The following is a 22,192-nucleotide window of genomic DNA, read 5'->3' on the forward strand; positions in this document are numbered from 1 at the left end:
TTTTTATTTGAAATTTTACATTTATGATGAACAAACTCTTAACTACCTTAATAACATCAATAATTGCATGTTCAGTGTATAGTGCTGAAGATATCTTTAAGAAGCCTCAGTCTTATGTGTTTCTGCAAAATGAAACGCAACATGAAAATAACAATGATAACCAAGTTGATTTTTTTGAGCTTTCAAGACAGCAAGAAAAAGATCAGATCAATCAACGTGATGCAAATGTACTCCGAATAAATGAAAATCGCGCCAATACTTCAAATATGAGTCCATTTGAAAGATCTCAATATCTACTTAAAAACAATGATACTCAGGCTTTGAACGCACATACTTATGAGCAACAATTAAAATCTATTCAACAGGCAAGAAATAGGGGAGTGATTTCAGAGCAAGACTACCAACAGCAAATTTTAAAGCAAAATAATATACCTTTACAGCAAAAAGATCAGCCGCTAAAATTTTCTATTCCTTAAAATATGAAGTAAATAAACCTCTTTTCAGAGGTTTATTGGATGCTTAGACCAAAGTATTAGTTAAAAATTAAACAAAATACATTACTTTTATTACGTGAATAATTGATAAAAAATACTATGAACTTTTGTATCGGTGGACCTTGGAATGGCAGTAAGCTGCTTGGAAAAGTAAATTATAAAAAATCTTTTAAAGTGAAGAATGCTTCATCTAACTTGGTGACAACATATATAAAGAAAAAAGTGTTTGTCCAAGATCAGTCTTTTGTATTTTGGGTGGCTGATGAATTATTAGACATACAAGCAAATGAAATGATCAAATCTTATCTTTATAAAAAATGTTAGTAAAAAGAATTTCTTTTTTTGAATCATCAAGGTTGCATGGGATGTAGTCTTAGACTATGTTATGTTGATTACCTAAAAAACAACAGCATTGTGCCACAGTGTTGGATATCTTATTTAACATAAAATGAAGTTATGCGACTTCAGAATGAACTAATATTTACTATGATTGAACAAGTAAAAATTATCCTGAACAGTTATGATCTAACTAATTTTCAGGTTTCTGTAGAGGTGGTCCCACATGTTTGAACAACTAAAAGCTTATTTATAAGTGATACTCTGCTCTAGTTAAGCTACCTTATTTTGTTGTGGTAGCTGGTCATAGTAAAACTCATCTGGAGTCATTTTGTCCAGACTCGAATGAGGTCGTTTCAAATTATAAAATTCAAAATATGCGTTTAATTGCTTCTTCGCATCCAAAACATTGCTGTAGGCTTTGAGATACACCTCTTCATATTTAACGCTCCGCCATAATCGTTCAACCATCACATTATCAACCCATCGACCTTTACCATCCATGCTGATTTGGATGTCATTTGATTTCAATACATCAATAAATGCATCACTGGTAAACTGACTGCCTTGGTCTGTATTAAATATTTCAGGTCGACCATATTTTTCAATAGCTTCATTTAATGTTTCTATGCAAAATGTAACCTCCATACTAATCGATACTCTATGCGCAAGTACCTTGCGGCTATGCCAATCAATCACAGCACATAAATAAACAAAGCCTTTTGCCATAGGGATATACGTTATATCCGTAGACCACACTTGATTACTGCGCTGAATAGCCAATCCTTTGAGCAGATATGGATATTTGCGGTGAGCTTGATTAGCCTGGCTTAAATTTGGTTTGCAATATAACGCATTAATGCCCATTTTCTTCATTAAAGTACGTGTATGACGTCGTCCTATATGATGTCCTTGACGATTCAACAAATCACGCATCATACGGCTACCTGCAAAAGGGTATTGCATATGTAACTCATCCATACACCGCATCAGCTTCAGATCTGATGCACTCACAGGTTTTGGGCGATAGTAATAACAACCACGGGAGACTTTCAGCAGCTGAGCTTGCTTAGATACTGAAATCTGAAGTGAGTCATCGATTAACTTTTGTGGTTGAAGCGGCCCAGTTTCTTCAACACACCTTCTAAAAAATCAATTTCTAATGCCTGCTCACCGATTTTTGCATGTAGTTTTTTTAGATCGATGGGTGGTTCTGTTGGAGCTTTTGATTGATCGAAAGCTTGCGAGGAAGCTGAAATCAGTTGATTTTTCCAGTCGATAATTTGGTTTTGATGAACATCAAATTCAGCACTCAATTCAGCAAGTGTTTTTTCTGCTTTAATCGCAGCAAGTGCTACCTTAGCTTTAAAATCATTTGAATGATTTCTTCTTGGTCTACGTGCCATAAAATACTCCATATATTGATGTTTATAACATCATTTGGGGAGCAAAATATCACTTATAAGTGTTGTTCAAATTTCCTGATCCACCTCTCTGTTATAATTTTATTAATTCTGTCTTTTTTGTTCATTATTAAAAGTTTATATAGAAAATTATGGGCAGAATTTAAAAATAAATGCACAACATGTGTTTGAAGAGCGAAAAAAAATTAAAGCAGAGATATCAAAATATAAAACACACTTATTAAATACGTGTGAGGATGTGAATCACCGTTTTTTAAATCTAAGAGAACATTATAGTCATAGTTGGCTAAAACTTGATAGAAATTATAAAGATAAAGAGAAGTACTATTTCCATTCAACAATTTATCGTTTTCTTTGTCTTTATTTCTGGATCAAAAAAGCGCAAAAAGAAATATTTTATTTAGATACAACTATTGCTTCCAAAGAAGACTTAGAGTTCATAACTTTTTTAAAAATATTCCCAAATATAATGTGTGATTTGGACTATATTATTGGTCCCAGTGCTGATCAAAATAGTGAAGATGATCATTTTTTTAGAAATATTTTTGAATCATTTCCTGATTTTATTTTAGATAACGGTACCCCTAAATCTTTTGAAAAATATATTGAGGATCTCCCCAATCTAAAAATTAGCCTAGAAAAACTATATATTTATTTTGATGGGATAACTCCAACAGAAAATAGAGTACGTTGGGATAGAATTCATTTTTTACATTTGACAATCATTCTTTTTTTAAATAATTATGGTTACGATTTTCAAAAAACTGATCAAAAAAACCTTAAGGAAATTTTATCTGGTCCCAAAAAATCAAGTCTTTTAAATAATTATTTAAAGTATTTAAAAAAATATAACTTGTTGAAGAATAAAGAAGTAAAGCAATTAATTAATCTATCAAAAAAGCTGTAATCAAAAGAGTCCACGTTATCTAATGGTGGATTCTAGTCTTAAATTTGGGACTTAATGTGAATGCTTAAGTAATTGTTCAGCAGCTTTTGACCTTTCTCTCTTTGCTCTTTTTGGTACTGGTTTAATTGTTGGCAGTCATTTCCTTTATAATCATTATTTAAACATTTTTCATTAAGATCAGTAGGTTGCTTTGTTGTGATCTTCTCAAAATCTATTTTCTGATTAGATTGGTCAGCCATAACTGTCGTTCTTTCATTCAACAGGATGAGCAGGTCACAAATGAACAGATTAATGATGTTAAATTGCTGATTCAAAAACTAGAACAACACATCAGTTTACCATCACGTAGAAGCTATAGCTTTAACAGGTGGTCATAGCCACACAGATTTGCGTAGACTTGTCGGTACGCAAATCGAGTAGCGTTCTGATTTCTGCATAACTTATATTATGTTACTTAAAGTACACTTGACGGTGAGGTAATTTATTACCGAGCAATCCAGTGCAGCACCAACGATTGGTTGCGGTACTACAACAATATGTAGGGTGCTGTCTTGGATATCTTATTTAACATAATATACATTATGCGAAATTACATGTATTAAAGATTTGATATACATGGTTCTTATTTATTTACTAAAACGCTTTAAATGTGCTTGTTCATGAGCTTCAAATTTTTCTGGCAACACCAACTCCTTACACATCCAACAAAACTTATATTTGGACTCGATCTTCTTCATCAACTTAACAGCCGAATCTTCAGGACGATTAAGTAAAAATAAATAAATTTGATTTAATTCTTTTAATGTAAATTGCATACCACACCTAAAATTTGTTTGAACCATTGAAAATCAATACGTCGTATAACCTAACGTAAAATATGCCCCATTAAAAATGAATTTTCTCCCGGTTCATTTCAACGATATTCAACCATGCTTTGGTTGCAGGACTCATCGCTACTGTAATATTCCAAGCCATACTCAGTGTCCAATGTAATTTAGGTTCATTGAGTATGGCTGAGCAAAACTTTTGCGGATCTAACTGGTCACAGTAAATTTTAGGTAAAATTGCAATCCCCATATTGAATTCTACCATTTTGGTAATAAAGTCCCATTGACTGCTTTTACAAACAACTTTGGGTTCAAAACCTACGGAGTTCGCAGCCTGAATAATCATTTTGTTTAAAGTAAATGAATCAGCATAAAGTAAAAATTTTTCTTCTTTAAGTTCATTTAGATTCACAGTAATTTTTTGATTCCAATGTGAATTTTTCTTAGCCAAAAGACACATTGGCGAATCTATCACAGGAATTGCAGCAAAACTTGGTCTTAAATTTCCCAATAAAATGCCTACATCAATGCTTTTTGCTGCAATTGCTTCTTCAATTGCATTAGCTCCAACCTCAAGAAATTTCAGTTGAATATCTGGATAATTTTGATGAAACAAGGCAATCAATGGACTGAGTAAAACTGAACCTAATGGTGGCAAGCCTATGGTTAATTTACCTTTTTTTAAATCTTGAACCTGATCAATATTATTAAAGATCATTTTTTGTTCATTTAAAATATTTAAAGCATGTTGATAGATTAATTCTCCAATATAGGTGAGTACGACTTCCCTTTTTCTTCCAGCCTCTCCCTTTTTAAATAATGCCGTTCCAAGTTCTTCTTCTAAATGTTTGATTGATTTACTAATTGTTGGTTGAGTCATAAACAGTCGGTCAGCAGCAAGCGTAAAGCTTTCACAATGAACGATTTCCACAAAAATTTTAAGGTTTTTGATATCCATTAATTATTCCAAATACGCATAATTATGGTTTAATTATTCATAATATGCTGCAATATTTGCAACTAAAATAACACATCTCTTGAAAATATCTGCCTGTAAATGTCTACACATACTCAACACCATTCATTCTCATCAATTTACAAAGTCATCTTACAAATTGGGCTTTTAATCTTGATTTGGTGGATGGGTTCAATAATTCAAAAACAATTTAATTTGCCAATCTCTGCGGCTGTTATTGGTTTGTTTATGGTTTTATTTGGATTAATGACAGGTATATTTAAATTGAATTGGATCAAATCAGGTTCAGATTTTATATTAGGTGAATTGGTCCTATTTTTTATCCCATGTTTTATCGGTTTGATGCGATACAAAGACTTGTTTATGACTGAAGGATGGCAACTTATTGTCGTCGTTGTATTAGGCACAATTTGCGTGATGATCTTCACTGCATATAGTGTTCATCTTGGCTTTAAGTTAGAGAAAAAACTCAGTCAGCGAGCCACAGTTAAAACAACACAACTGGTTCATGGAGATAAATAATGTCCATTATTTCAATTTTTTGTGTTGTACTAACATTGGTTGCTTATATATTGGTTAAAAGGCTTTATCAAAAGTTTCCATATCTTGTTTTATCACCCGCAATTCTTGCTCCTACTGTTTTAATTGCAATTTTACTGACTACTCATATTTCTTATGATGCCTATATGCTGGATAGTCAATGGATTATCTGGATGCTTGGACCTGCAACGGTGGCTTTTGCGATTCCAATTTTTGAATATCGCCAGATTATCAAGGCACATCTCATTTCGATTTCGATGGGTGTTGTCATAGGCATGCTTGCAGGAATGATCAGTGCTTTTTATCTAGCCAAGTTATTTAACTTCGATCAAACGACCACCTATAGTTTAATGGCGCGGTCAATTTCCACACCATTTGCCATGGAACTGAGTACTCATATCGGAGGTTCAGTTGAACTGGTGATTTTATTTACCATGATCACTGGGGTTACAGGTATGCTGATTGGAGATTTGGTTTTAGGTTGCTTAAAGCTTAAATCAAGTTTCGCTCAAGGCGCTTCTTTAGGCAATGCAGCGCATGGATTTGGTGCCAGTAAAGCATATATGCGTCACAAAGATGAAGGTGTTATCGCAAGTTTAACTATGGTTTTAGCAGGTATTTTTATGGTATTGGTTGGACCTTTTATGGCTCACATCATTGTGCATTTACTTGGCTAACAGTTTAAGTGAATGTTTCTCTTTATTATAAAAGAGATTCATTCACTTTGATGCCGCTTGCAAAGTTTTAGGTAAGAATTGAATCAACAATATTCCAAACAAGGCTGACAGCCCTGCAATAATAAAAATATATGCTCCTGTTAATTGTTCCCAATAATGCCCAGCCAGAATACTTCCTGAAGCAACACCAAGTCCCCACATTGTGCTATATAAAGCTTGCCCTCTGCCTTGTTGCTGTGCAGCAAAGTTTTGTAGAATGACTCGCATTGCAATGATATGAAATAGCCCAAAGCTGAAAGCATGAAAGCTCTGCGAAATGAATTGAAGCAAGAAACTTTCGGAAAATAGACCAGCTAATATAAAACGAATACTGGTCATGACCAAACATAAAGCCACTAAACTTCGCCATGAAAAGCGACTAAGAAAAAAATTGGCGTAATTAAACATCATAATTTCAGCAATGACGCCAACAGCCCACAAAAAGCCAATTTGTGTGGTATTAAATCCAGCGAGTTTTAAGTAATTACTATAGAAGCTGTAAAATGGTGCTTGTGCAAAAAGCATAATAAATTCAATTGTAAAGAATGCGAGCACAACAGGTCTTTTAATGATCGGCAATAAAGGTTCTAGTATTTTTTGGGCACTTGGAGCAGAACTCGGTTCTTTAATTGAAAATGACCAAATAAAAGCACTAAATGCGATACATAACAGCATGATAGGTAAATATTTAACATCAATAACGTCAAGTATTGCCCCTATACTAAATACACCTACAATAAATCCAATAGACCCCCACTTTCTTATTTTCCCATATTCTGCTGTATGTTTATTTCCAAGCCAAAATAAAGTCACTCCTTCGAATTGTGCCAGAATTGCATTTTGAAAAAAGCTAAAGATCAGTATAAGCAACGCAATTGATTGCATATTATTGGGAATAATAAAAATCAGAAACCAAATTGTCGCTTCCATCCATGTTGCAATGCGGACTAGAAGCATTCGCTTCCCTGTTTTATCTGCAATAAATCCCCAGATAAAAGGCGCAAATATTCGTGTTAATATCGCAATGGAAGATAGTAAGCCTATCTCTTTATAGTTAAACCCTTGATCTTGAAGATATAAACTCCAATACGGTAAAAAAGTCCCGACGATTGAATAATACCAAAAGTAGAATCCACTCAGTCTGTATTGGATAGGAAAAGCGCGCATAAGCTTAGATTACTATGTATTTTCAATATCTTAGCATGATAAGGTTTTGGCAAATTAAGTTTATTCGATTCTTTTTGTAGATCGTTATTCTCAACCGCCGATTCTCCTAAGTCAGATGTTTAATGAACATTCTCTCACCTTTTATCACCTAGCTTAAAGTTCAATGTATGTATGAGAACATCCATAATAGAATAAAAAACTGGAAGAATAGCAAATGCCCATGCCATTGAGAATATCAGAATAAAATATGAATCAATGCGGTCATTAAAGTTTGTCTTAAAAACAAAATGACAAACAATTTTTACACCTTATTCACTTAATTTTTTTTAAATTACTATCTTGTTTAACATGAATATAAAAAGCCTTACATCATCGGAGTCATAATAAAAATGATGCGCATCGAATCAAGCCCAGAAAAAGGTAGTGTATGCCAAACGTGCTTAAGAAATTTCTTTGTACACTTTAGACGTCCTTATAAAATTGGGGAGCCTGTTGCAGCAGATTATAATGGTGAATTTGGTTTTGATTGGGTTCGTGATGAATACATATATCCATTAACAATTATCGATACTGATGAAAATAAAAAAGATACCGTAATTAAAGATTATGATAATGTTGTGCGACGTATGCTTAACCATCAATTTGATGGTGGTAGGGGCGTATTTATTAATAAAGGTCTTTATCTACCCGCTTGGCTATCCATTTTTGCAACAAACTGTCCTGGAACATTAGGCAGCGATCAAATCAATAGTCAAGGCGCCAATCTTGATTTAGAGATTCATCAAAGTCCAGATGATGATAAAAGTCCTTTAACCGATGATGGCACTATCCTAATTTTTAAATCTTCAAATCCATGTCTAAAAATTTCAACCTTTGGAAGAAATCAACAAGCTCAAATGGTTGAAGAACCACTGGCAAATTTTATCAACTCTGGTCGAATTGCAGAACAGTTAGCAACACAAAGACGTTTTTCTTATAAAAAGAAAAAAGCCATTAATATTATTTGTTCAGGAGACACATTGAGCCAAAATGAATATATTCTGGTACAAGCAAAAAAGTCTGGAAAAATACAAAATGTGGGTATGCTTTTAGTCGCTAAGAATAAAAAAGTCTATGTGATTAAATTAGTTATGGTCGATGTCAAAGTAAATGGAAAAATTTTAGAAAAGCCGAAAAATTATGAGTGGGAATTAAAAAATAGAATATTTAACCAGTGTTTAATGATCTCAGATGTGGATAGAAAAGAAGTATTTGATTTAGATCTCCTTGCTAAAAATGATTCAGAAGTTCAAGCATTTGTACAAAAATGGTGGTCAGATAAAATCAAAATTGAAGATGAAACTAAAATTGGAGATCCAAACCAGCTATACGTTCCAGTGAATGAATATCATAAAACAGATACAGCAGAGGGAGAAGTCACTTATTTAGTTGAGGATAATAGTGAGAAATTTAAAGCAGAATTATTGAAGTTATATGAGAGAAAAAACTTTAAATTATTCCCCATAGATTCATTGTATGAATCTCATAGATATGTCTTTTTTGCACCGATCGCAATGAGATATGAGCCTATTTATCAGATGGTTTATGATCCTGTTCTAAAGAAAAATGTTATGAGAATAGTTAAACTAGGATCAGTCATTGAAGGTTCTGCGAGTTTTGAGGCTGATACTCGACTTTTTAAACGAGAACCAGACTTATATCCTGTATATAAAAATAAAGATGCAGAATGGGGGAAATCTGTCGTTATATTTGCCGATGCCCCACCCTACATGGATGTGATAGCACATGAATTAAGTCATACCTTAGGCTTATTACATACATTTCACGATAATGAAATGAGATTTCATCAAGGTTTTACAGACAATGTTATGGATTATTCAAATACAGATGATAAACGTGTTTCAAGATTTAATACTTATCAAACAATTTTTAGAAAAATTCAAGCAGATCAAATTAAGAAACATCTATTCACACCTTCCAAACTATTTAAAAAATCGTCTTAATAGAGTTAAAAAATCCATTTAGTACAAACTATTGAATACTCAATAGAATTGATAAGTTTATTATTTTATGACTGGTAGTTTAGTCATTTTATTGATTATCTACCAGTATCATCCAAATGTTCAACCTTTTAAGTGAAGTTTATAAGTTCATGTGATGACATTTAAACTCGTATCTAATTGATTTAGTTATGAAGATTAAAAAATTAGCCCCCTGCTTAGCCTGTCGTTTTTTCGTTTGTTGTCGTTTTATTCGTGTATCAGTACTTTATTTTATCAATTTATTTTCTTACTCACAGCAGAAGCCCATTTTAATCATTCAATGAAAATGAAGTTTAGTTTTGTCAAAACTTCAATAGAAGTGTTAAAAATCAAAAAAATAGTCAATAAAAACAATTTACTATCAAGAATTAAATACAGCAATGTTTTTTATTTCAAGACATTACCATGTAGCAATCTTAAAGGCTTAAGTAAATGTTTAGATGGTCTTGTATTGTTTCCTTTTCATTCCAAGACTCTCTGGGATCTTTAGGCTATGGTGAATACTCAAATCACATTTCAATAGGAAAGAATCAAATGACTTCTATCAATGTTGAGAGTATTAAAAATCATGCTGATGTTATCGCTGCGTGCGGAACTAAAGTTGGTGAGGTAGATCATCTGGTAGGTACAGATCAAATTAAGCTGACCAAACATGGAGATGGACACCATCATCTGATCCCAACCTCATGGGTGGGACAAATCCAAGATCAAAAAGTTATTCTGACCAAAGACTCTCAAGAAGTAAAAGATACTTGGATAGAGGTTTAGTAAAGATAGAGGTTTAGTAAAAAATCTATACCCGTTTTATTTTAATTTAAACTGAATCTAATGATTATAGAACAGCCCTCTTTTGAGGGCTGTTCTATTGAAGAAACCAAATCATTTTTAAAACTTCTTTTCCGACAATGATTCGATATCTTTTGATTTGGAAAATATCAATTAAATCCTATTCTATTTCGATTCGCTGATTTGTCCGTCGAATAGCCTGTGTCGTGCCAATTTAAAGGTTTTTTTATTGGTCATTAAAACACCAATAAAACTCATTGCGCCGCCGACCAACATTACTACTGTTATTGGTTCATTAAGAAGTAAAAATGCCAGTAGTACTGCAAATAAAGGCACTAAATTGTTAAAAATAATTGTTCTGGATGTACCTATTTTTGCAATGCCTTGTGCATACCATACAAATGCCAACACTGTACCTAAAGCGCCTAAATAAAGGACACTCAAATAAATACTGGCATGGAACGTAAAACTTTGCCATTGTCGAAGATACGGTATAAAGCTCATAGATAAGAAAAATAGCCCCCAAAGTGTTGAATAGGTTGTAATGATCAGTGGTGATAAACCCGCAATTTTTTTACAAAGCAATGTATATGCAACCCAACTGAGTACAGCACAACTCATCATTAATTCACCCGTTCCAAAAGAAGTGTTTAACTGAGAAAAAAGATGACCTTTGGTCACAACCAGTAAAGTTCCAAAAAATGCGAGAACCACGCCAAAATAGTTAAATTTCGAGAGTTCTTCTTTAAAAAAAATTCGTGCTGCAATTATGGTCAATATCGGTGAGAGACTAACAAATAAAGCTGTTCGCCCTGCTTGCATATGTGATAACGCACCAAAGAAAAAAATATTATAGGCAAATACCCCAGTGAGTCCCATACATGCAGTAAGTAAATGCTGTTTAAAGTTTATTGTTTTAAATGACCCTTCGACTTTTATCAAAATTATCATCAGTAAAATAGAGGCAACGATAAAACGCATCAACGCTGCGATTTGGGCAGGCATTTCAAAGGCAATCACACGCCCTGCAATAAAAGTTCCACCCCATAGCATCGCTACACAGGTCAGTTTCAAATAAATTGTAAAATCCGCCCAGACGATTCTTTTTGTGTTCATGTGCAATGTTCAGTTCAAAATATGTATTTTTTAAATATTAGAACTAATAATACATCATGACATAATGAGCATTTACTCATAGCAATAAGCACAATAATTCAAAAATATTGATTTATGAAGTGCTGCGGAAATTCGAAATTTTATCTGATTATTTCTCTATAAAGGTAGAAATCAATTGATTTACTTCAGCGGGTTTTTCGGCATGCAACCAGTGACCAACCTGTTGAATGATTTCAACTTGGCTGTGGCTAAATTGTGATTCAATTGCATCAAAATGCTCTGGTTTTGAAATATAGGGAGAATTCCCACCTTTGATAAATAATGCTGGAACTGTATTTACCGACTGATTTTGCCAGTCCAAAATATAAGCATAATGGTTAAATAATGCGTGTACATTGAATAGCCACTTCCCTTTATTAAAAGATTTCAATAAAAATTGAATGACCATTTCTTCTTTTAAATATTGGCGCATAAGCTCAGTGGCTTCTTTTCGAGACTCCAATTGCGCATTTTCAACAGCAAATAAAGCTTTAAAAATTTGATCATGGTGATTTTCTTGATATGCATAAGGCGTCATATCTAGCACCACCATCTTCAACATACGATCCTGTGCAAGATCCGCCAGTTTCATTGCAATTTTACCGCCCATGGAGTGCCCAACAACAACAAAAGTTTCAATCTTGAGATGGTCCAGTGTTTCCAAAACATCAGATGCCATGAGCGTATAATTCATTTCAACAGAGTGTTCAGAATGCCCGTGGTTACGCACATCGAGTTGCAATATATTAAATTTTTCTTGAAATGCGCGTGCAATAATCCCTAAATTACTTAAACTACCAAATAAGCCATGGATCAAAACAAGTGTTTGTTGATTTTCCGATGTAGATTGGGCTTGATCGTATTGATAATTGAGTAACATTAAGAATCTTCCAAAATTAAAATTGCTTTCACGCTATGATGACAAGAAGCTAAATCTAGGACAATAGTTTTATCATTCAGGTCACAATAATGAGACTTAAAGGCAAGCCATATTTTAAAATATTTTGTGCCTAGCATTAACCACCATATATTACTTATTTTCTTCTTAGCTTCTGCTTTAATCGTAAATTCAGTCGTAAATATAGACAAATAAGACTGAACTTCATCTAAAGTTGAATAAATAATAAAAAATAAACTTCATTCTGCTGTTGAGTCGGACTTCGAATTACCTATATTATCAAACACGAATATCTTCGTTTGATTTAGGACTTGAGACCATGTTTCAACATGTAGATCCTTATGCAGGTGATCCAATTCTTTCTTTAATGGAAGCCTTTGGTAAGGATGAACGGACACATAAAGTAAATTTAAGTATTGGTCTTTATTATAATGAGGACACGATTGTTCCTCAGTTAAATGCTGTAAAAGCAGCGTTGAAGAATATTGAACCAAGCAATGATAAGGTAAAGCTTTATTTACCAATGGATGGTTCAAAGTCTTATAACGAAGCGACCCAAAAATTAGTGTTAGGCGAAAACAGTCAAGCGCGTAAAGATGGTCGTGCTGTGACTATTCAGACACTTGGCGGTTCTGGTGCGCTCAAAGTGGGGGCTGATTTTCTCAAAAAATATTTCCCTGAATCTGATGTTTGGGTCAGCCAACCGACTTGGGAAAACCATATTGCAATTTTCAATGGCGCAGGAATCAATTCGCATTTCTATCGCTACTTTGATGCTGCAAGCAATGGTGTTGATATTGAGGGCATGTTGGAAGATTTAAAACAAATTCCAGCCAAAGGTATCGTTCTACTGCATCCATGTTGCCATAACCCAACTGGAGCAGATTTAACACCTGCTGAATGGGATCGTGTTATTGAAGTCTTAAAAGCACGTGATCTAATCCCCTTCCTTGATATTGCTTATCAAGGTTTTGGGCAAGGCTTAGAAGAAGATGCTTATGCTATTCGTGCTTTAGATCAATCTGGTTTAAATTTTATTGTCAGCAATTCATTCTCTAAAATTTTCTCACTGTACGGTGAGCGTGTTGGTGGTTTGACATTCATATGTGATGATCAAGCAACAGCACAAAAAGTTTTAGGTCAGTTAAAAGCAACTGTACGTCGTATTTACTCAAGCCCACCTACAACTGGTGCGTTAGTGGTCGATAATGTATTGAACGACGCAACGCTGACTGAACAATGGCATGCAGAACTAAAAGAAATGCGTGAACGTATTATTCAAATGCGCGAACTGTTAAAAGCAAAATTATCTACTGCTCTGCCTGATCGCAACTTTGATTATCTGACTGCCCAACAAGGTATGTTTAGTTATACAGGTTTAACTGCTGAACAAGTGGATATTTTGAAAGATCAATATGCCATTTACTTGGTTCGTAGCGGTCGTATGTGCGCTGCTGGTTTAAACTTGAAAAATATTGACTATGTGGCAAGCTCTGTTGCAGAAGTCATTAAAGCAACCTCTTGATTTAATAAAGAGTGGTTTGAATCTAAAAAAATCCCTGGTTGTTAAAAGCTAGGGATTTTTTAAGTTATCCAATATCATCCATAAACATGGATTGACATCTGGTTTGAATTTTATAAAATAGATATTCTCATCTCATCTTTTAAAGAGTAACGCCAATGAAGTAAGTCATTTTCTCATCATTATTTTTAACTTTTGATGTGCAAAATAGATTTTACTCAAGGCAAAACTTATCTTTTGGTTCTGATACCACACTAACGATAAATAGAATAATCCTGTTATTTATAGCTTTATTTCATCCTATTTTGTGCATCCTCTATATGAGGGTTCTCCCATGCAACAGGCATGTATTATTTCTAATTTGAGTTTGGCATTCCCCACTCAAGATATGTTTAATCAATTGAATTTGGTGCTTTATTCAGGGCAAAGTTCAGCTTTGATTGGACGAAATGGTTTAGGTAAATCATTACTTTTTCAGATTTTGCATTTGCAACAATATTCAAATCTCGCGTATAGCGGTCAAATAACGTGGCATATCCAGCATGACTATTTAGCACAATTGCAACGCTTAGAAGCACAAACCATTGCTCAAGGATTGGAGGTTGAACACTTACATCGTGCATTTCAACGGATTGAGGAAAATACTGCCAATTTTGAAGATTATGACTTGGTTGAGAATGCTTGGGATCTGCCACAAAAATGGCAACAGATTTTACATAACGCACAGTTACCGATGGATTTAAATTATCCAATACAACAACTGAGTGAAGGACAAAAAACCAAATTAGCTTTGTGTCGTTTATTCTTAAAGCAAGATCATTATTTGCTGTTAGATGAACCGAGTAATCATTTAGATATTCAATCTAGACAATGGCTTATGGAGTCTATTTTGGCTCACCCTGCTGGTGTATGTCTGATCAGTCATGACCGTCAATTGCTTGATCAGGTTCAACATATTTATGCATTAACCGAATTGGGATTGCAGCACATCCGTGGAAATTATACAGACTACATTCTACAACATCAGCAACAGATCAATGCTTTAACTCAGTCGATTCAACAAGATAAACGTGAATTAAAACAGTTAAAGCAACAACAACATGAAAGCTTAATGAAAGCCCAAAAACGGCAACGTAAAGGAGCACAGCTAAGAGACTCAAACTCTCAAGCTAAAATTCTACTCGACTTTAAAAAGGAGCAAGCTGGACAAAGTTTTGGAAAATTACGCACGCAACAACTTCGTCAAATGGATGATTCACAACATGATTTACAAGATAAACAAAGCAAACTAGAGAAAATTAAGCCGCAAAGGTTTGAATTTCAACTGCATAGCGCGCGTCAAGGTGAAATATTGAGAATCAATGATTTAAGATTGCCCTATGCATCGACACAAAAAATCAAATTTTCATTGCGTGCTGGTGAAAAAATTCAGCTTAAAGGTGCCAACGGTATTGGAAAATCAACGTTGTTAAAAATGATTGCTCATCATCAGACTCAGGAAATCTTTTTTAATGGTGCTTGTCTATATCTGGATCAAAACTTTAGTCTGTTAAATAATGATCTCACGGTGATTGAAAATTTAGCCATGTTTAACCCTCAAATTGCTGAAGTTGAGTGGCGAAAACTTTTGGGACAATTACGTATCCGTCGCGAGAAAGCCTTGTTCAAGTTGGGGCAATTAAGTGGTGGGGAAAAGCTGAAAGTCGCATTATTAGCCATCAGTCAAGCAGCCAATGGTGTTGATTTACTTTTATTGGATGAACCTGAAAATCACTTAGACATTGAATCTAGAATGCTACTTGCACAAGCCATTGAGCAATTTAAAGGTGCCGTCATTTTAGTTTCGCATGATGCATTCTTTGTTGAAGAATGCGGAATAAATGAGGCATATCTACTTCAGTAGTACTGCATACTGCAAATGAATATTACAAAGCAACATTAAAGTGTTTATCGCTCTATAGCAGGAAATGACAAACTCTCTAGCAATGAATTGAAATGTATTCGTTTCGACTTGGTGAGAATTTGTCATCATGCCGATGTTGCACATTTATTGTTTTTGAACTGCTTCAGCGAACCCGAGAATATAACCATTTGGATCTTTTAAATAAAACTCTCGCATTCCATACCATGCTGTTTTTAATTCAGTAAGCTCAAGATTTTTGCTTTTAAGCGCTAAATAAAATGCCTCTATGCCTTCAATTTCCATATAAAATGATACTGATGCGCCTATATTCAACCCTTTGGAAAATATAACATCATTTTTAAAAGTGTCTGAACGCTGAAACATAAATTCAATTTGATCTCTTTGTACCAAAGCATAAACATAAGCTTTGTTGTCCATAAAACGAGTATCTATTCCATCTTGAGATTCTGCAACTGCCATGATTAATTTAAAACCCAAGTGATCGACATAAAAAGCCACAGTTTTTTGTATATCAGACACTTCAAAGTTTGGAGAGATTTTATGAATATTCATATTGATTGCACCTGCAAATTAAGATGATCAATTATGATTGTGATGTCACCTTAAATAATTGTATAAATCGGTCATTTTTGTTTTTACTTAATTCTTTCGGTGTAGTCCCTGTGTATTTTTTTATTTGTTTAATAAAATGTGCTTGATCATAATATTCACAATTCGGATTGAGATGATCGCTGGTTATTTTCCTATATGCTGTATGGCAGCGTACAATGTTCAAAAATTCTTTTAGCGTGATCCCAAATGTTGTCTGAAAATATCTGTTGATTTGTCGACTGCTCCAGAAAACATGGTTAGAAATTTCAGCTACAGTTTTCACTTCTTGATCATAGACCATGCGAAATAATTTCAATTTTCTATGGTCTATTTGATTTAAATCATTAAATAAGATTTCTAAATCTTTTGATATTTGAACAACAAAATGTTCAAATTCATCTGAATGATATTGATCAAGCTGCCAAAAGTTTAAAGCTAAGTTAACGGATGTGTCTAAAATCGACTTTAATTGATCTTTGAAAACATATTCGATTGCCGGGAGTTTAAATCTAACCGCAAAAATCTGAGTGTTTTTTGAAATTCTTATCTCTTTTGGTGTGGTCCATATTCCTGTAAGTTTAACAAGCGTTAATTTCCTGTGACTAAACTCAGCAATTAAGTCGAAATAACCATCAGGCAAAATAGTATGCTGGGTGTCGATTTCTTCCGTTTCATAATACCAAAAGCACTTTATAAAATTTTCTAAAAAACCTTTTGCTTCAATTTCCCGATATTTCAATTCAATACTCCGCTAAAGTTTGATAATCATAGAGAATGAACAAACTAAGTTTCACACTTCAAAGGAAAGGCGACTGTATAAATTGTGGTTTTCATTAGATCTCTTGCGTTAGTCAAAATTTGAGCAGCTGTGAGCTTTGTTATATAGTCAATCTGTTGAAAAATTCATACAGTAGAATATCATTTCTCTTGATCAATAAAATTAAAGCGATCAATATATTCTTTGATAATCTAAAGCTTGCATTGCCACGCTTTAGCTCTAAAGTTTAAATTGTTTTGCGTAGGCGATACTTTACTTTTCAGAGATGAAAAGTAACAAAAATCTTCCGTTGAGCGAGGGGTACATCCTCATACCCCCGCTCAACATGGCGACATCCATGTCGCCTCGTGATAGCAAGACTGTTTATAATTCATAAGTACAAAATAAATGAATCATCCAAATCACTTGTATGAATAATCAGGCGGTTTGACTATATAAGGTATTGCATATAGCTAAATGACCCATAAACTTACTTTCGCAAGAGGTCTATTGTTAGGTACATTGAACTAAATAGCCGCTTATTTGTGATTGATCACACCAAAATACATAACATATTCCACCACTTCCAAAATAAACTTCACCGTTTTCCATATCTGGAAGATCAGTATCAAGTTGCATCAGAAAATCCATTTTCTCATTGCACACTGGGCAAGTTAAAACTTGGGGACTTTGAATCCATGTAGGTTCACCGCCTAATCTAAACAAGTTTTCTCTACCATTTGAACTGCCCCAACTTTGATATAGCCATCTAGATGGAGTTTCTGAAAAGCAAATTTGAGTATGTTTAATCGCTAAATCAGGATAACTCTCGACAACTGTTGTATCACCAATTTTAGTCGGCTCTCCAAACTGGTCATGTTGATAGAATATTTCACTATATTCATTTAATTCTCTAATATGCATGCCGAGTTTAAGCCGTTCTAAACTTTTAATATTTAAACCTTTTGGGATCTCCTCAAATGTGATGAGATGGATAAATGGATTATGACTATCCTCATGAATCAATCCGCCAAATGCAAAGTGTTTATCGTCGGATGTCAAACGCCAAGTCGGATGTTGTTTTTTATTGATATGGATAGTACGATCATCATGAAAATAATGTTCAGGAAATTTAAAATGAAATGTTAGGTTTGGACAATAGCTTTCAATTTTTCCATGCCTAAATGTAAATCCAACAGATTCTAGATCATCAATTAAATAGTCCTCTATATCCTCTCTTGCAAAAATATTATTTTTAACTGCAAATTGATAAGCAAAATTAAGCGTGTCTAAGTTCCGTGTTTCCATCAAACACCGATAGAGTTTTTGCTGATCCAACAGTGCTGTGGAATGACTTTTTATTTTCTCAATAAAAGGTTTTATATCGTCTGCAGCTAGATTTCTCCAAGGATATTCAGCATAAAAAGCAGATTCATTCGGTTTTAACTCAAAAATGAGGTCTAAATATGGATGCAGTAATTCTGGAAACTGTAAACTGGCATATTCAATGACTGCCTCCGCATTTTCATTGTGCTGCTGTTTTAATCGATCAAGTGATGAAACGATCAATTTAGAAAAATCTGCTTTTTCAATATAACTAAGCGAATCATTAAATATTGTTGCTCCTTTCTCAAAATTTGTCATAAATAAAAGACAAAAAGTAGAAGCTGCTTGGTGATCATCAAGCAGCTCAAAAAGCCTTTCATAAAGATTTGGGGTCTTCCAACCCTGTTGTTTAAAATCATCTATTAAATTTTCAGCTTTTTCTTTCATTATTTCTGTTCATCTAAATCCAATAAAAAATTACTGCGTCATAATGGCGTCTTTTCTTTACACATTGCAAGACTTTGAGCTTCGCGTAAATATACCCAAAAAATATCACCTGAATGCTGGATAATTTGCGGATATTTGCCCAAACCACGAGGAAAAGTGATGTCTAAAATTTCGTTTGTGGCGAGTGAAAAAATCTTTTGTTTACCTTTCCATTCGTCATTTTGGAAAACAGGTGTAAGCATTAAATACTTTTGTGAACTACTCAATAAGCCATTTACACCACGCTTTTTCTGATCAATTGAATGCAGATCTCCACTATCAATCAAAGTTTCAACAACCTTTCCCATTAAGTCAGTTTTGATAAAAGCATAATAATCCATTCCCCACTTGTTTATGGATACCAATTGCCCACCCGCGCTAAATATATATAATTCATTATCTTGTAACATGACTGTATCAATTTTAGGTGGGTACTGCTTATCTTTGTGAGATGAGAATGTCTGTGCCTCTAATGTAATCCAACTCTTCCAATAAGCTTGATGATTTATAACATCTAAATCCAGTAGTGCTAAATATCTTGTATCGTGCCCCATGCCATCACTGTTAAAGCAAATGGGGAAAACAGAACAATCACTTATTGAGTTTTTCCAATACAAGTTAAATCGTTGAGGGAGCGTTTCAGTTTTGTCTATCTTAATCGGCGCGAATCTGTTTTTTTCATGTGAATATAATAACAGCTCATTTTTGTCTTTAATGATGCCGAGTTGATGATTTATACAAAACAAAACGGGTGAGTTTTCAAGTTGATAATATTTCTCACTGTAGCCTAGATCTATTGTTTTATATTTATCTTTAGACACATAGACGATTTGATATTTGTGATCTTCACTATACGACAAGAATGCAGATGTATATTCATCTATACAAATTGCAGAAAGAATAGGACCGACAAAGATATCTTTTTGAATAAGCTCTAGTTTCATAAGTTCAATTCAGTTCACTAAAATACAACTTGGATGACAACTTATATTAAATACTAAACTGCCTTACAGATGTGCATCAAGTATAGGACAATTTGAGTGTTTGATTATTTCTAAACATTTATTTTCACAATCCAGTACATACGTCATCTGATGTTATCATTTGTCCTTTTCATTGATGAGCTCAAAAGATAATTGATCAATATTTTTGTTTTTTGCATGAAACGCTGAAAGGCTGGATAAAACAATCACAGCAGTCTGATCTTTCACATTGATAACCATAGATGATGAATATCCACCTGTTCCGCCATTATGCCAAATTACATCCTTGCCATTAGGTGTTTTTAATAAGTGCCAAGCTAAACCAATTTTTAAATCTTTATTGATCTCAAAAGTCGGTGTACGTGTTAAAGCTAACGCCGTATTCTTGGCGTCAAAATGTGCACGAGCAAACTTTGCTAAATCTTCTGTGGTTGAGAGCATTCCACCTGCACCAAACAAAACGTCAAAGTCCCAATTCGGGATTATTTGACCCTCAGCATTCTGTCCTTTGACCAACTGATCAGCGAGATTATTTGAGTTTACAAATGAATTTTTCATTTGATATTGATCAAAAATTTTCTGCTGTAAAAGTGTTTGAAAACTAGCTCCTTGTGATTGTCCAAGTGTATAACCGAGTAATCCTGCACCTAAATTTGAATAAACATATTTTTTTTGTACTGTATTTTCAATTGCTAATGAATCTTGAAGATAATGTTCAATCTGACTTTTACCATAATCTTTATAAGGATTGCTTTGATTAGATAAATCTAGATTATCAGGTAAGCGTGGTAAGCCAGAAGTATGGTTGGCTAAGTCTTTAAATTTCAGTTGAATATCATTTTTAAATTTTAAAGCTGGATAAAACGAATTGATTTCATCCGTTAATTTAATTTGACCTTCATCAACCAGAGCAGCTAAAACAGTTGAGGTAAAGACTTTTGTAATTGATCCTATTTCAAATACTTTATTTTGATTTTCAATCTCTTGAAGCTTGTTATTGGTTTTAATTACACCATAATATTTGACTTTATCCTTATCAAGGATTCCAATCGAAAGCTGAGTATTATTCGGAAAATTTTGCGCATTGGTAAAGATGATGTCTGAAATCTCTTTAGGATACGTGTTCAGTGCATTAACAGTATCGCTTTTTGTCTCTTTTTGTTGTTCATTCGGTTTAAAAAGAAGTCCACTGATGTGATTCTGATGATCGAGCGAAATTTTCACAGTGAACTCCATTTTTTCAGACTTGGTTTTATAAAGTGCATAGTCACCTTGCTGCTCATTCAAAAACACTGTACTTTCAATTTTTCCTGCCTTGTTTTTTAATCCTGAAAAAAATTGTTTTGTTTTTTCAAGCGGCAGCGCTTGTTGCATTTCAGCAGAGAAATCATTAAAAATTTTCTCATACTGATCGGCATTAAAGTTGCTTATAAGCTTGTTCATGACCATTTTATAGTTTTCATTTTGTGCAAATACTGAGGTTGAAGCCATAATTAATAATAAGATTAAAATCAGTCTTTTCATAATGGGTAATAATAATTGTGAATGAGGAAAGATAATTTTTTACAGCACGGATGCAATTAAACTATAGCAAAGATAATTTTTCAATCAAGTATGATAAATGCATTTATAAAATATTTTTTATTCTATCTTAACATCTTTAATAAATAGTATTTTTATTTATATATTATTCACTTATTCTATAACATGATATTAATTTTAAATTATAGATTAAATCTATGCTATTTATTAAAGCGAGATATAAATGATGCACAATGAATAAAAATATGTTGTAGTATTTCAGACATAAAATGATAGGTATTTATCGGATATATCAGCTTTTTAATGGGAATTTCTAAACCAATCATATTTTGGCTATTTTGTTCATCATATCTAAATAACTGATTTTTGGTCATCAGTGAAATATTATTTCCATCATGTTTAGTTCTTGAATTTCATAATATTTCCATTCAGGAACAGTATCAACTATGATAAATTTTGAGAGACAATTTTAGGGTGTGTTGACAAATTCTCACTATTTTGAAATGCGCCTGTCGCATCAAGCGCTTGAACAAGTAGTCGTATGCCAGAACCTCCACTAAATATGCCAATTATTTTATTATTTTTATCGAAATTTAATGTTTTTAAGTGGGTTAGAACACCTCGATCTAACTCATTCGATGTTACAAAAATTTGAGTCTGGTGACATAGAAAAGTAATTTTTTGATTTAAATTCCAAATCGCTTGTAATAAAGTTGATCAAGTTTGGTTTGCGGTTTTAAATGAATTGTTTTAAATCCTTTTCATACAATTAAACATGAAAAAGAGAATGATC

General features: G+C 33.5%; 21 protein-coding genes. 9 read left to right on the forward strand and 12 right to left on the reverse strand.

What is annotated here, in order from left to right; all coding sequences use genetic code 11:
• Positions 1 to 23: 23 nt before the first annotated feature.
• Together TOL5_RS10655 and TOL5_RS10660 are read left to right on the forward strand one after the other, a co-directional pair.
• A complete protein-coding gene (locus tag TOL5_RS10655; protein WP_042086408.1) occupies positions 24 to 476 on the forward strand; it encodes a hypothetical protein in 453 nt (150 codons plus the stop codon).
• Between the two features lie 117 nt (positions 477 to 593).
• The gene (locus TOL5_RS10660; RefSeq protein WP_004830777.1) at positions 594 to 818 is read left to right on the forward strand and encodes a hypothetical protein; all 225 of its coding nucleotides are present in this window, start codon (positions 594 to 596) and stop codon (positions 816 to 818) included.
• A gap of 285 nt (positions 819 to 1,103) precedes the next feature.
• Here the strand turns inward: TOL5_RS10660 and TOL5_RS10665 are convergent.
• Positions 1,104 to 2,248, reverse strand: a protein-coding gene (locus TOL5_RS10665; RefSeq protein WP_085944219.1) for an IS3 family transposase whose coding sequence is annotated in 2 segments (ribosomal slippage) — positions 1,104 to 1,984 and positions 1,984 to 2,248 — 1,146 coding nt in all. Because the reading frame shifts where the segments join, the coding sequence is not laid out codon by codon here.
• A gap of 169 nt (positions 2,249 to 2,417) precedes the next feature.
• Here TOL5_RS10665 and TOL5_RS10670 point away from each other — a divergent pair.
• Positions 2,418 to 3,161, forward strand: coding sequence for a hypothetical protein (locus TOL5_RS10670; RefSeq protein ID WP_221260708.1), 744 nt, complete (start codon positions 2,418 to 2,420; stop codon positions 3,159 to 3,161).
• A 38-nt stretch (positions 3,162 to 3,199) separates the two neighbouring features.
• On the opposite strand, the gene TOL5_RS10675 is transcribed toward TOL5_RS10670, so the two are convergent.
• The 3 genes from TOL5_RS10675 to TOL5_RS10685 form a co-directional block, all read right to left on the reverse strand.
• Positions 3,200 to 3,400 (reverse strand): hypothetical protein, encoded by a 201-nt coding sequence (locus tag TOL5_RS10675; protein ID WP_151781674.1) that lies wholly within the window; start codon positions 3,398 to 3,400, stop codon positions 3,200 to 3,202.
• Positions 3,401 to 3,787: 387 nt separating this feature from the next.
• Positions 3,788 to 3,976 carry a hypothetical protein gene (locus TOL5_RS10680; protein WP_046760753.1) on the reverse strand — a complete coding sequence of 63 codons (189 nt, stop codon included), beginning with the start codon at positions 3,974 to 3,976 and terminating at the stop codon, positions 3,788 to 3,790.
• Between the two features lie 70 nt (positions 3,977 to 4,046).
• On the reverse strand, positions 4,047 to 4,946 hold the full coding sequence (locus TOL5_RS10685; protein ID WP_199995631.1) for a LysR family transcriptional regulator: 900 nt from the start codon (positions 4,944 to 4,946) through the stop codon (positions 4,047 to 4,049).
• A gap of 99 nt (positions 4,947 to 5,045) precedes the next feature.
• Between TOL5_RS10685 and TOL5_RS10690 the strand changes: the two genes are divergently transcribed.
• The gene (locus tag TOL5_RS10690; protein ID WP_004830792.1) at positions 5,046 to 5,486 is read left to right on the forward strand and encodes a CidA/LrgA family protein; all 441 of its coding nucleotides are present in this window, start codon (positions 5,046 to 5,048) and stop codon (positions 5,484 to 5,486) included.
• A complete protein-coding gene (locus TOL5_RS10695; protein WP_004830793.1) occupies positions 5,486 to 6,181 on the forward strand; it encodes an LrgB family protein in 696 nt (231 codons plus the stop codon). The genes TOL5_RS10690 and TOL5_RS10695 overlap by 1 nt, the downstream gene beginning before the upstream one ends.
• A gap of 42 nt (positions 6,182 to 6,223) precedes the next feature.
• Here TOL5_RS10695 and TOL5_RS10700 read toward each other — a convergent pair whose 3' ends face one another.
• Complete coding sequence (locus TOL5_RS10700; protein WP_221260709.1) at positions 6,224 to 7,387, reverse strand: MFS transporter; 1,164 nt, start codon at positions 7,385 to 7,387, stop codon at positions 6,224 to 6,226.
• Between the two features lie 389 nt (positions 7,388 to 7,776).
• Between TOL5_RS10700 and TOL5_RS10705 the strand changes: the two genes are divergently transcribed.
• Both TOL5_RS10705 and TOL5_RS10710 read left to right on the forward strand, forming a co-directional pair.
• Positions 7,777 to 9,390, forward strand: coding sequence for a hypothetical protein (locus TOL5_RS10705; protein WP_221260710.1), 1,614 nt, complete (start codon positions 7,777 to 7,779; stop codon positions 9,388 to 9,390).
• Positions 9,391 to 9,963: 573 nt separating this feature from the next.
• A complete protein-coding gene (locus TOL5_RS10710; protein WP_004830796.1) occupies positions 9,964 to 10,197 on the forward strand; it encodes a DUF2171 domain-containing protein in 234 nt (77 codons plus the stop codon).
• A 183-nt stretch (positions 10,198 to 10,380) separates the two neighbouring features.
• Here the strand turns inward: TOL5_RS10710 and TOL5_RS10715 are convergent, their stop codons facing one another.
• Both TOL5_RS10715 and TOL5_RS10720 read right to left on the reverse strand, forming a co-directional pair.
• The gene (locus TOL5_RS10715; protein WP_151781489.1) at positions 10,381 to 11,331 is read right to left on the reverse strand and encodes a DMT family transporter; all 951 of its coding nucleotides are present in this window, start codon (positions 11,329 to 11,331) and stop codon (positions 10,381 to 10,383) included.
• A gap of 148 nt (positions 11,332 to 11,479) precedes the next feature.
• A complete protein-coding gene (locus TOL5_RS10720; protein ID WP_151781490.1) occupies positions 11,480 to 12,250 on the reverse strand; it encodes an alpha/beta fold hydrolase in 771 nt (256 codons plus the stop codon).
• Between the two features lie 337 nt (positions 12,251 to 12,587).
• On the opposite strand from TOL5_RS10720, the gene TOL5_RS10725 reads away from it, so the two are divergent.
• On the forward strand, positions 12,588 to 13,793 hold the full coding sequence (locus TOL5_RS10725) for an aromatic amino acid transaminase (protein ID WP_005028851.1): 1,206 nt from the start codon (positions 12,588 to 12,590) through the stop codon (positions 13,791 to 13,793).
• 331 nt (positions 13,794 to 14,124) lie between these two features.
• Complete coding sequence (locus TOL5_RS10730; RefSeq protein ID WP_100885222.1) at positions 14,125 to 15,693, forward strand: ATP-binding cassette domain-containing protein; 1,569 nt, start codon at positions 14,125 to 14,127, stop codon at positions 15,691 to 15,693.
• Between the two features lie 144 nt (positions 15,694 to 15,837).
• Here the strand turns inward: TOL5_RS10730 and TOL5_RS10735 are convergent, their stop codons facing one another.
• From TOL5_RS10735 to TOL5_RS10755, 5 genes are all read right to left on the reverse strand, one after another.
• Positions 15,838 to 16,266, reverse strand: a complete 429-nt coding sequence (locus TOL5_RS10735) for a VOC family protein (RefSeq protein WP_100885221.1) — start codon at positions 16,264 to 16,266, stop codon at positions 15,838 to 15,840.
• Positions 16,267 to 16,297: 31 nt separating this feature from the next.
• Complete coding sequence (locus tag TOL5_RS10740) at positions 16,298 to 17,044, reverse strand: helix-turn-helix domain-containing protein (protein ID WP_100885220.1); 747 nt, start codon at positions 17,042 to 17,044, stop codon at positions 16,298 to 16,300.
• A 531-nt stretch (positions 17,045 to 17,575) separates the two neighbouring features.
• Entirely contained in the window at positions 17,576 to 18,835 is a 1,260-nt protein-coding gene (locus tag TOL5_RS10745; protein WP_199995633.1) for a hypothetical protein, read from the reverse strand.
• 38 nt (positions 18,836 to 18,873) lie between these two features.
• The gene (locus TOL5_RS10750) at positions 18,874 to 19,818 is read right to left on the reverse strand and encodes a hypothetical protein (RefSeq protein WP_151798766.1); all 945 of its coding nucleotides are present in this window, start codon (positions 19,816 to 19,818) and stop codon (positions 18,874 to 18,876) included.
• Between the two features lie 156 nt (positions 19,819 to 19,974).
• Positions 19,975 to 21,300 (reverse strand): serine hydrolase, encoded by a 1,326-nt coding sequence (locus tag TOL5_RS10755; RefSeq protein ID WP_227566883.1) that lies wholly within the window; start codon positions 21,298 to 21,300, stop codon positions 19,975 to 19,977.
• Between the last annotated feature and the right edge of the window lie 892 nt (positions 21,301 to 22,192).

This window comes from Acinetobacter sp. Tol 5 (genome assembly GCF_019702905.1).
Classification (GTDB): Bacteria; Pseudomonadota; Gammaproteobacteria; order Pseudomonadales; family Moraxellaceae; genus Acinetobacter; species Acinetobacter bereziniae.

Excerpts from the sequence above, each read along its gene's own strand:
- TOL5_RS10655 (WP_042086408.1), top strand. The coding sequence starts at position 24 with ATGATGAACAAACTCTTAACTACCTTAATAACATCAATAATTGCATGT.
- TOL5_RS10660 (WP_004830777.1), top strand. The coding sequence starts at position 594 with ATGAACTTTTGTATCGGTGGACCTTGGAATGGCAGTAAGCTGCTTGGA.
- TOL5_RS10675 (WP_151781674.1), bottom strand. The coding sequence starts at position 3,400 with ATGGCTGACCAATCTAATCAGAAAATAGATTTTGAGAAGATCACAACA.
- TOL5_RS10680 (WP_046760753.1), bottom strand. The coding sequence starts at position 3,976 with ATGCAATTTACATTAAAAGAATTAAATCAAATTTATTTATTTTTACTT.
- TOL5_RS10685 (WP_199995631.1), bottom strand. The coding sequence starts at position 4,946 with ATGGATATCAAAAACCTTAAAATTTTTGTGGAAATCGTTCATTGTGAA.
- TOL5_RS10690 (WP_004830792.1), top strand. The coding sequence starts at position 5,046 with ATGTCTACACATACTCAACACCATTCATTCTCATCAATTTACAAAGTC.
- TOL5_RS10695 (WP_004830793.1), top strand. The coding sequence starts at position 5,486 with ATGTCCATTATTTCAATTTTTTGTGTTGTACTAACATTGGTTGCTTAT.
- TOL5_RS10700 (WP_221260709.1), bottom strand. The coding sequence starts at position 7,387 with ATGCGCGCTTTTCCTATCCAATACAGACTGAGTGGATTCTACTTTTGG.
- TOL5_RS10705 (WP_221260710.1), top strand. The coding sequence starts at position 7,777 with ATGATGCGCATCGAATCAAGCCCAGAAAAAGGTAGTGTATGCCAAACG.
- TOL5_RS10710 (WP_004830796.1), top strand. The coding sequence starts at position 9,964 with ATGACTTCTATCAATGTTGAGAGTATTAAAAATCATGCTGATGTTATC.
- TOL5_RS10715 (WP_151781489.1), bottom strand. The coding sequence starts at position 11,331 with ATGAACACAAAAAGAATCGTCTGGGCGGATTTTACAATTTATTTGAAA.
- TOL5_RS10720 (WP_151781490.1), bottom strand. The coding sequence starts at position 12,250 with ATGTTACTCAATTATCAATACGATCAAGCCCAATCTACATCGGAAAAT.
- TOL5_RS10725 (WP_005028851.1), top strand. The coding sequence starts at position 12,588 with ATGTTTCAACATGTAGATCCTTATGCAGGTGATCCAATTCTTTCTTTA.
- TOL5_RS10730 (WP_100885222.1), top strand. The coding sequence starts at position 14,125 with ATGCAACAGGCATGTATTATTTCTAATTTGAGTTTGGCATTCCCCACT.
- TOL5_RS10735 (WP_100885221.1), bottom strand. The coding sequence starts at position 16,266 with ATGAATATTCATAAAATCTCTCCAAACTTTGAAGTGTCTGATATACAA.
- TOL5_RS10745 (WP_199995633.1), bottom strand. The coding sequence starts at position 18,835 with ATGAAAGAAAAAGCTGAAAATTTAATAGATGATTTTAAACAACAGGGT.
- TOL5_RS10750 (WP_151798766.1), bottom strand. The coding sequence starts at position 19,818 with ATGAAACTAGAGCTTATTCAAAAAGATATCTTTGTCGGTCCTATTCTT.
- TOL5_RS10755 (WP_227566883.1), bottom strand. The coding sequence starts at position 21,300 with ATGAACAAGCTTATAAGCAACTTTAATGCCGATCAGTATGAGAAAATT.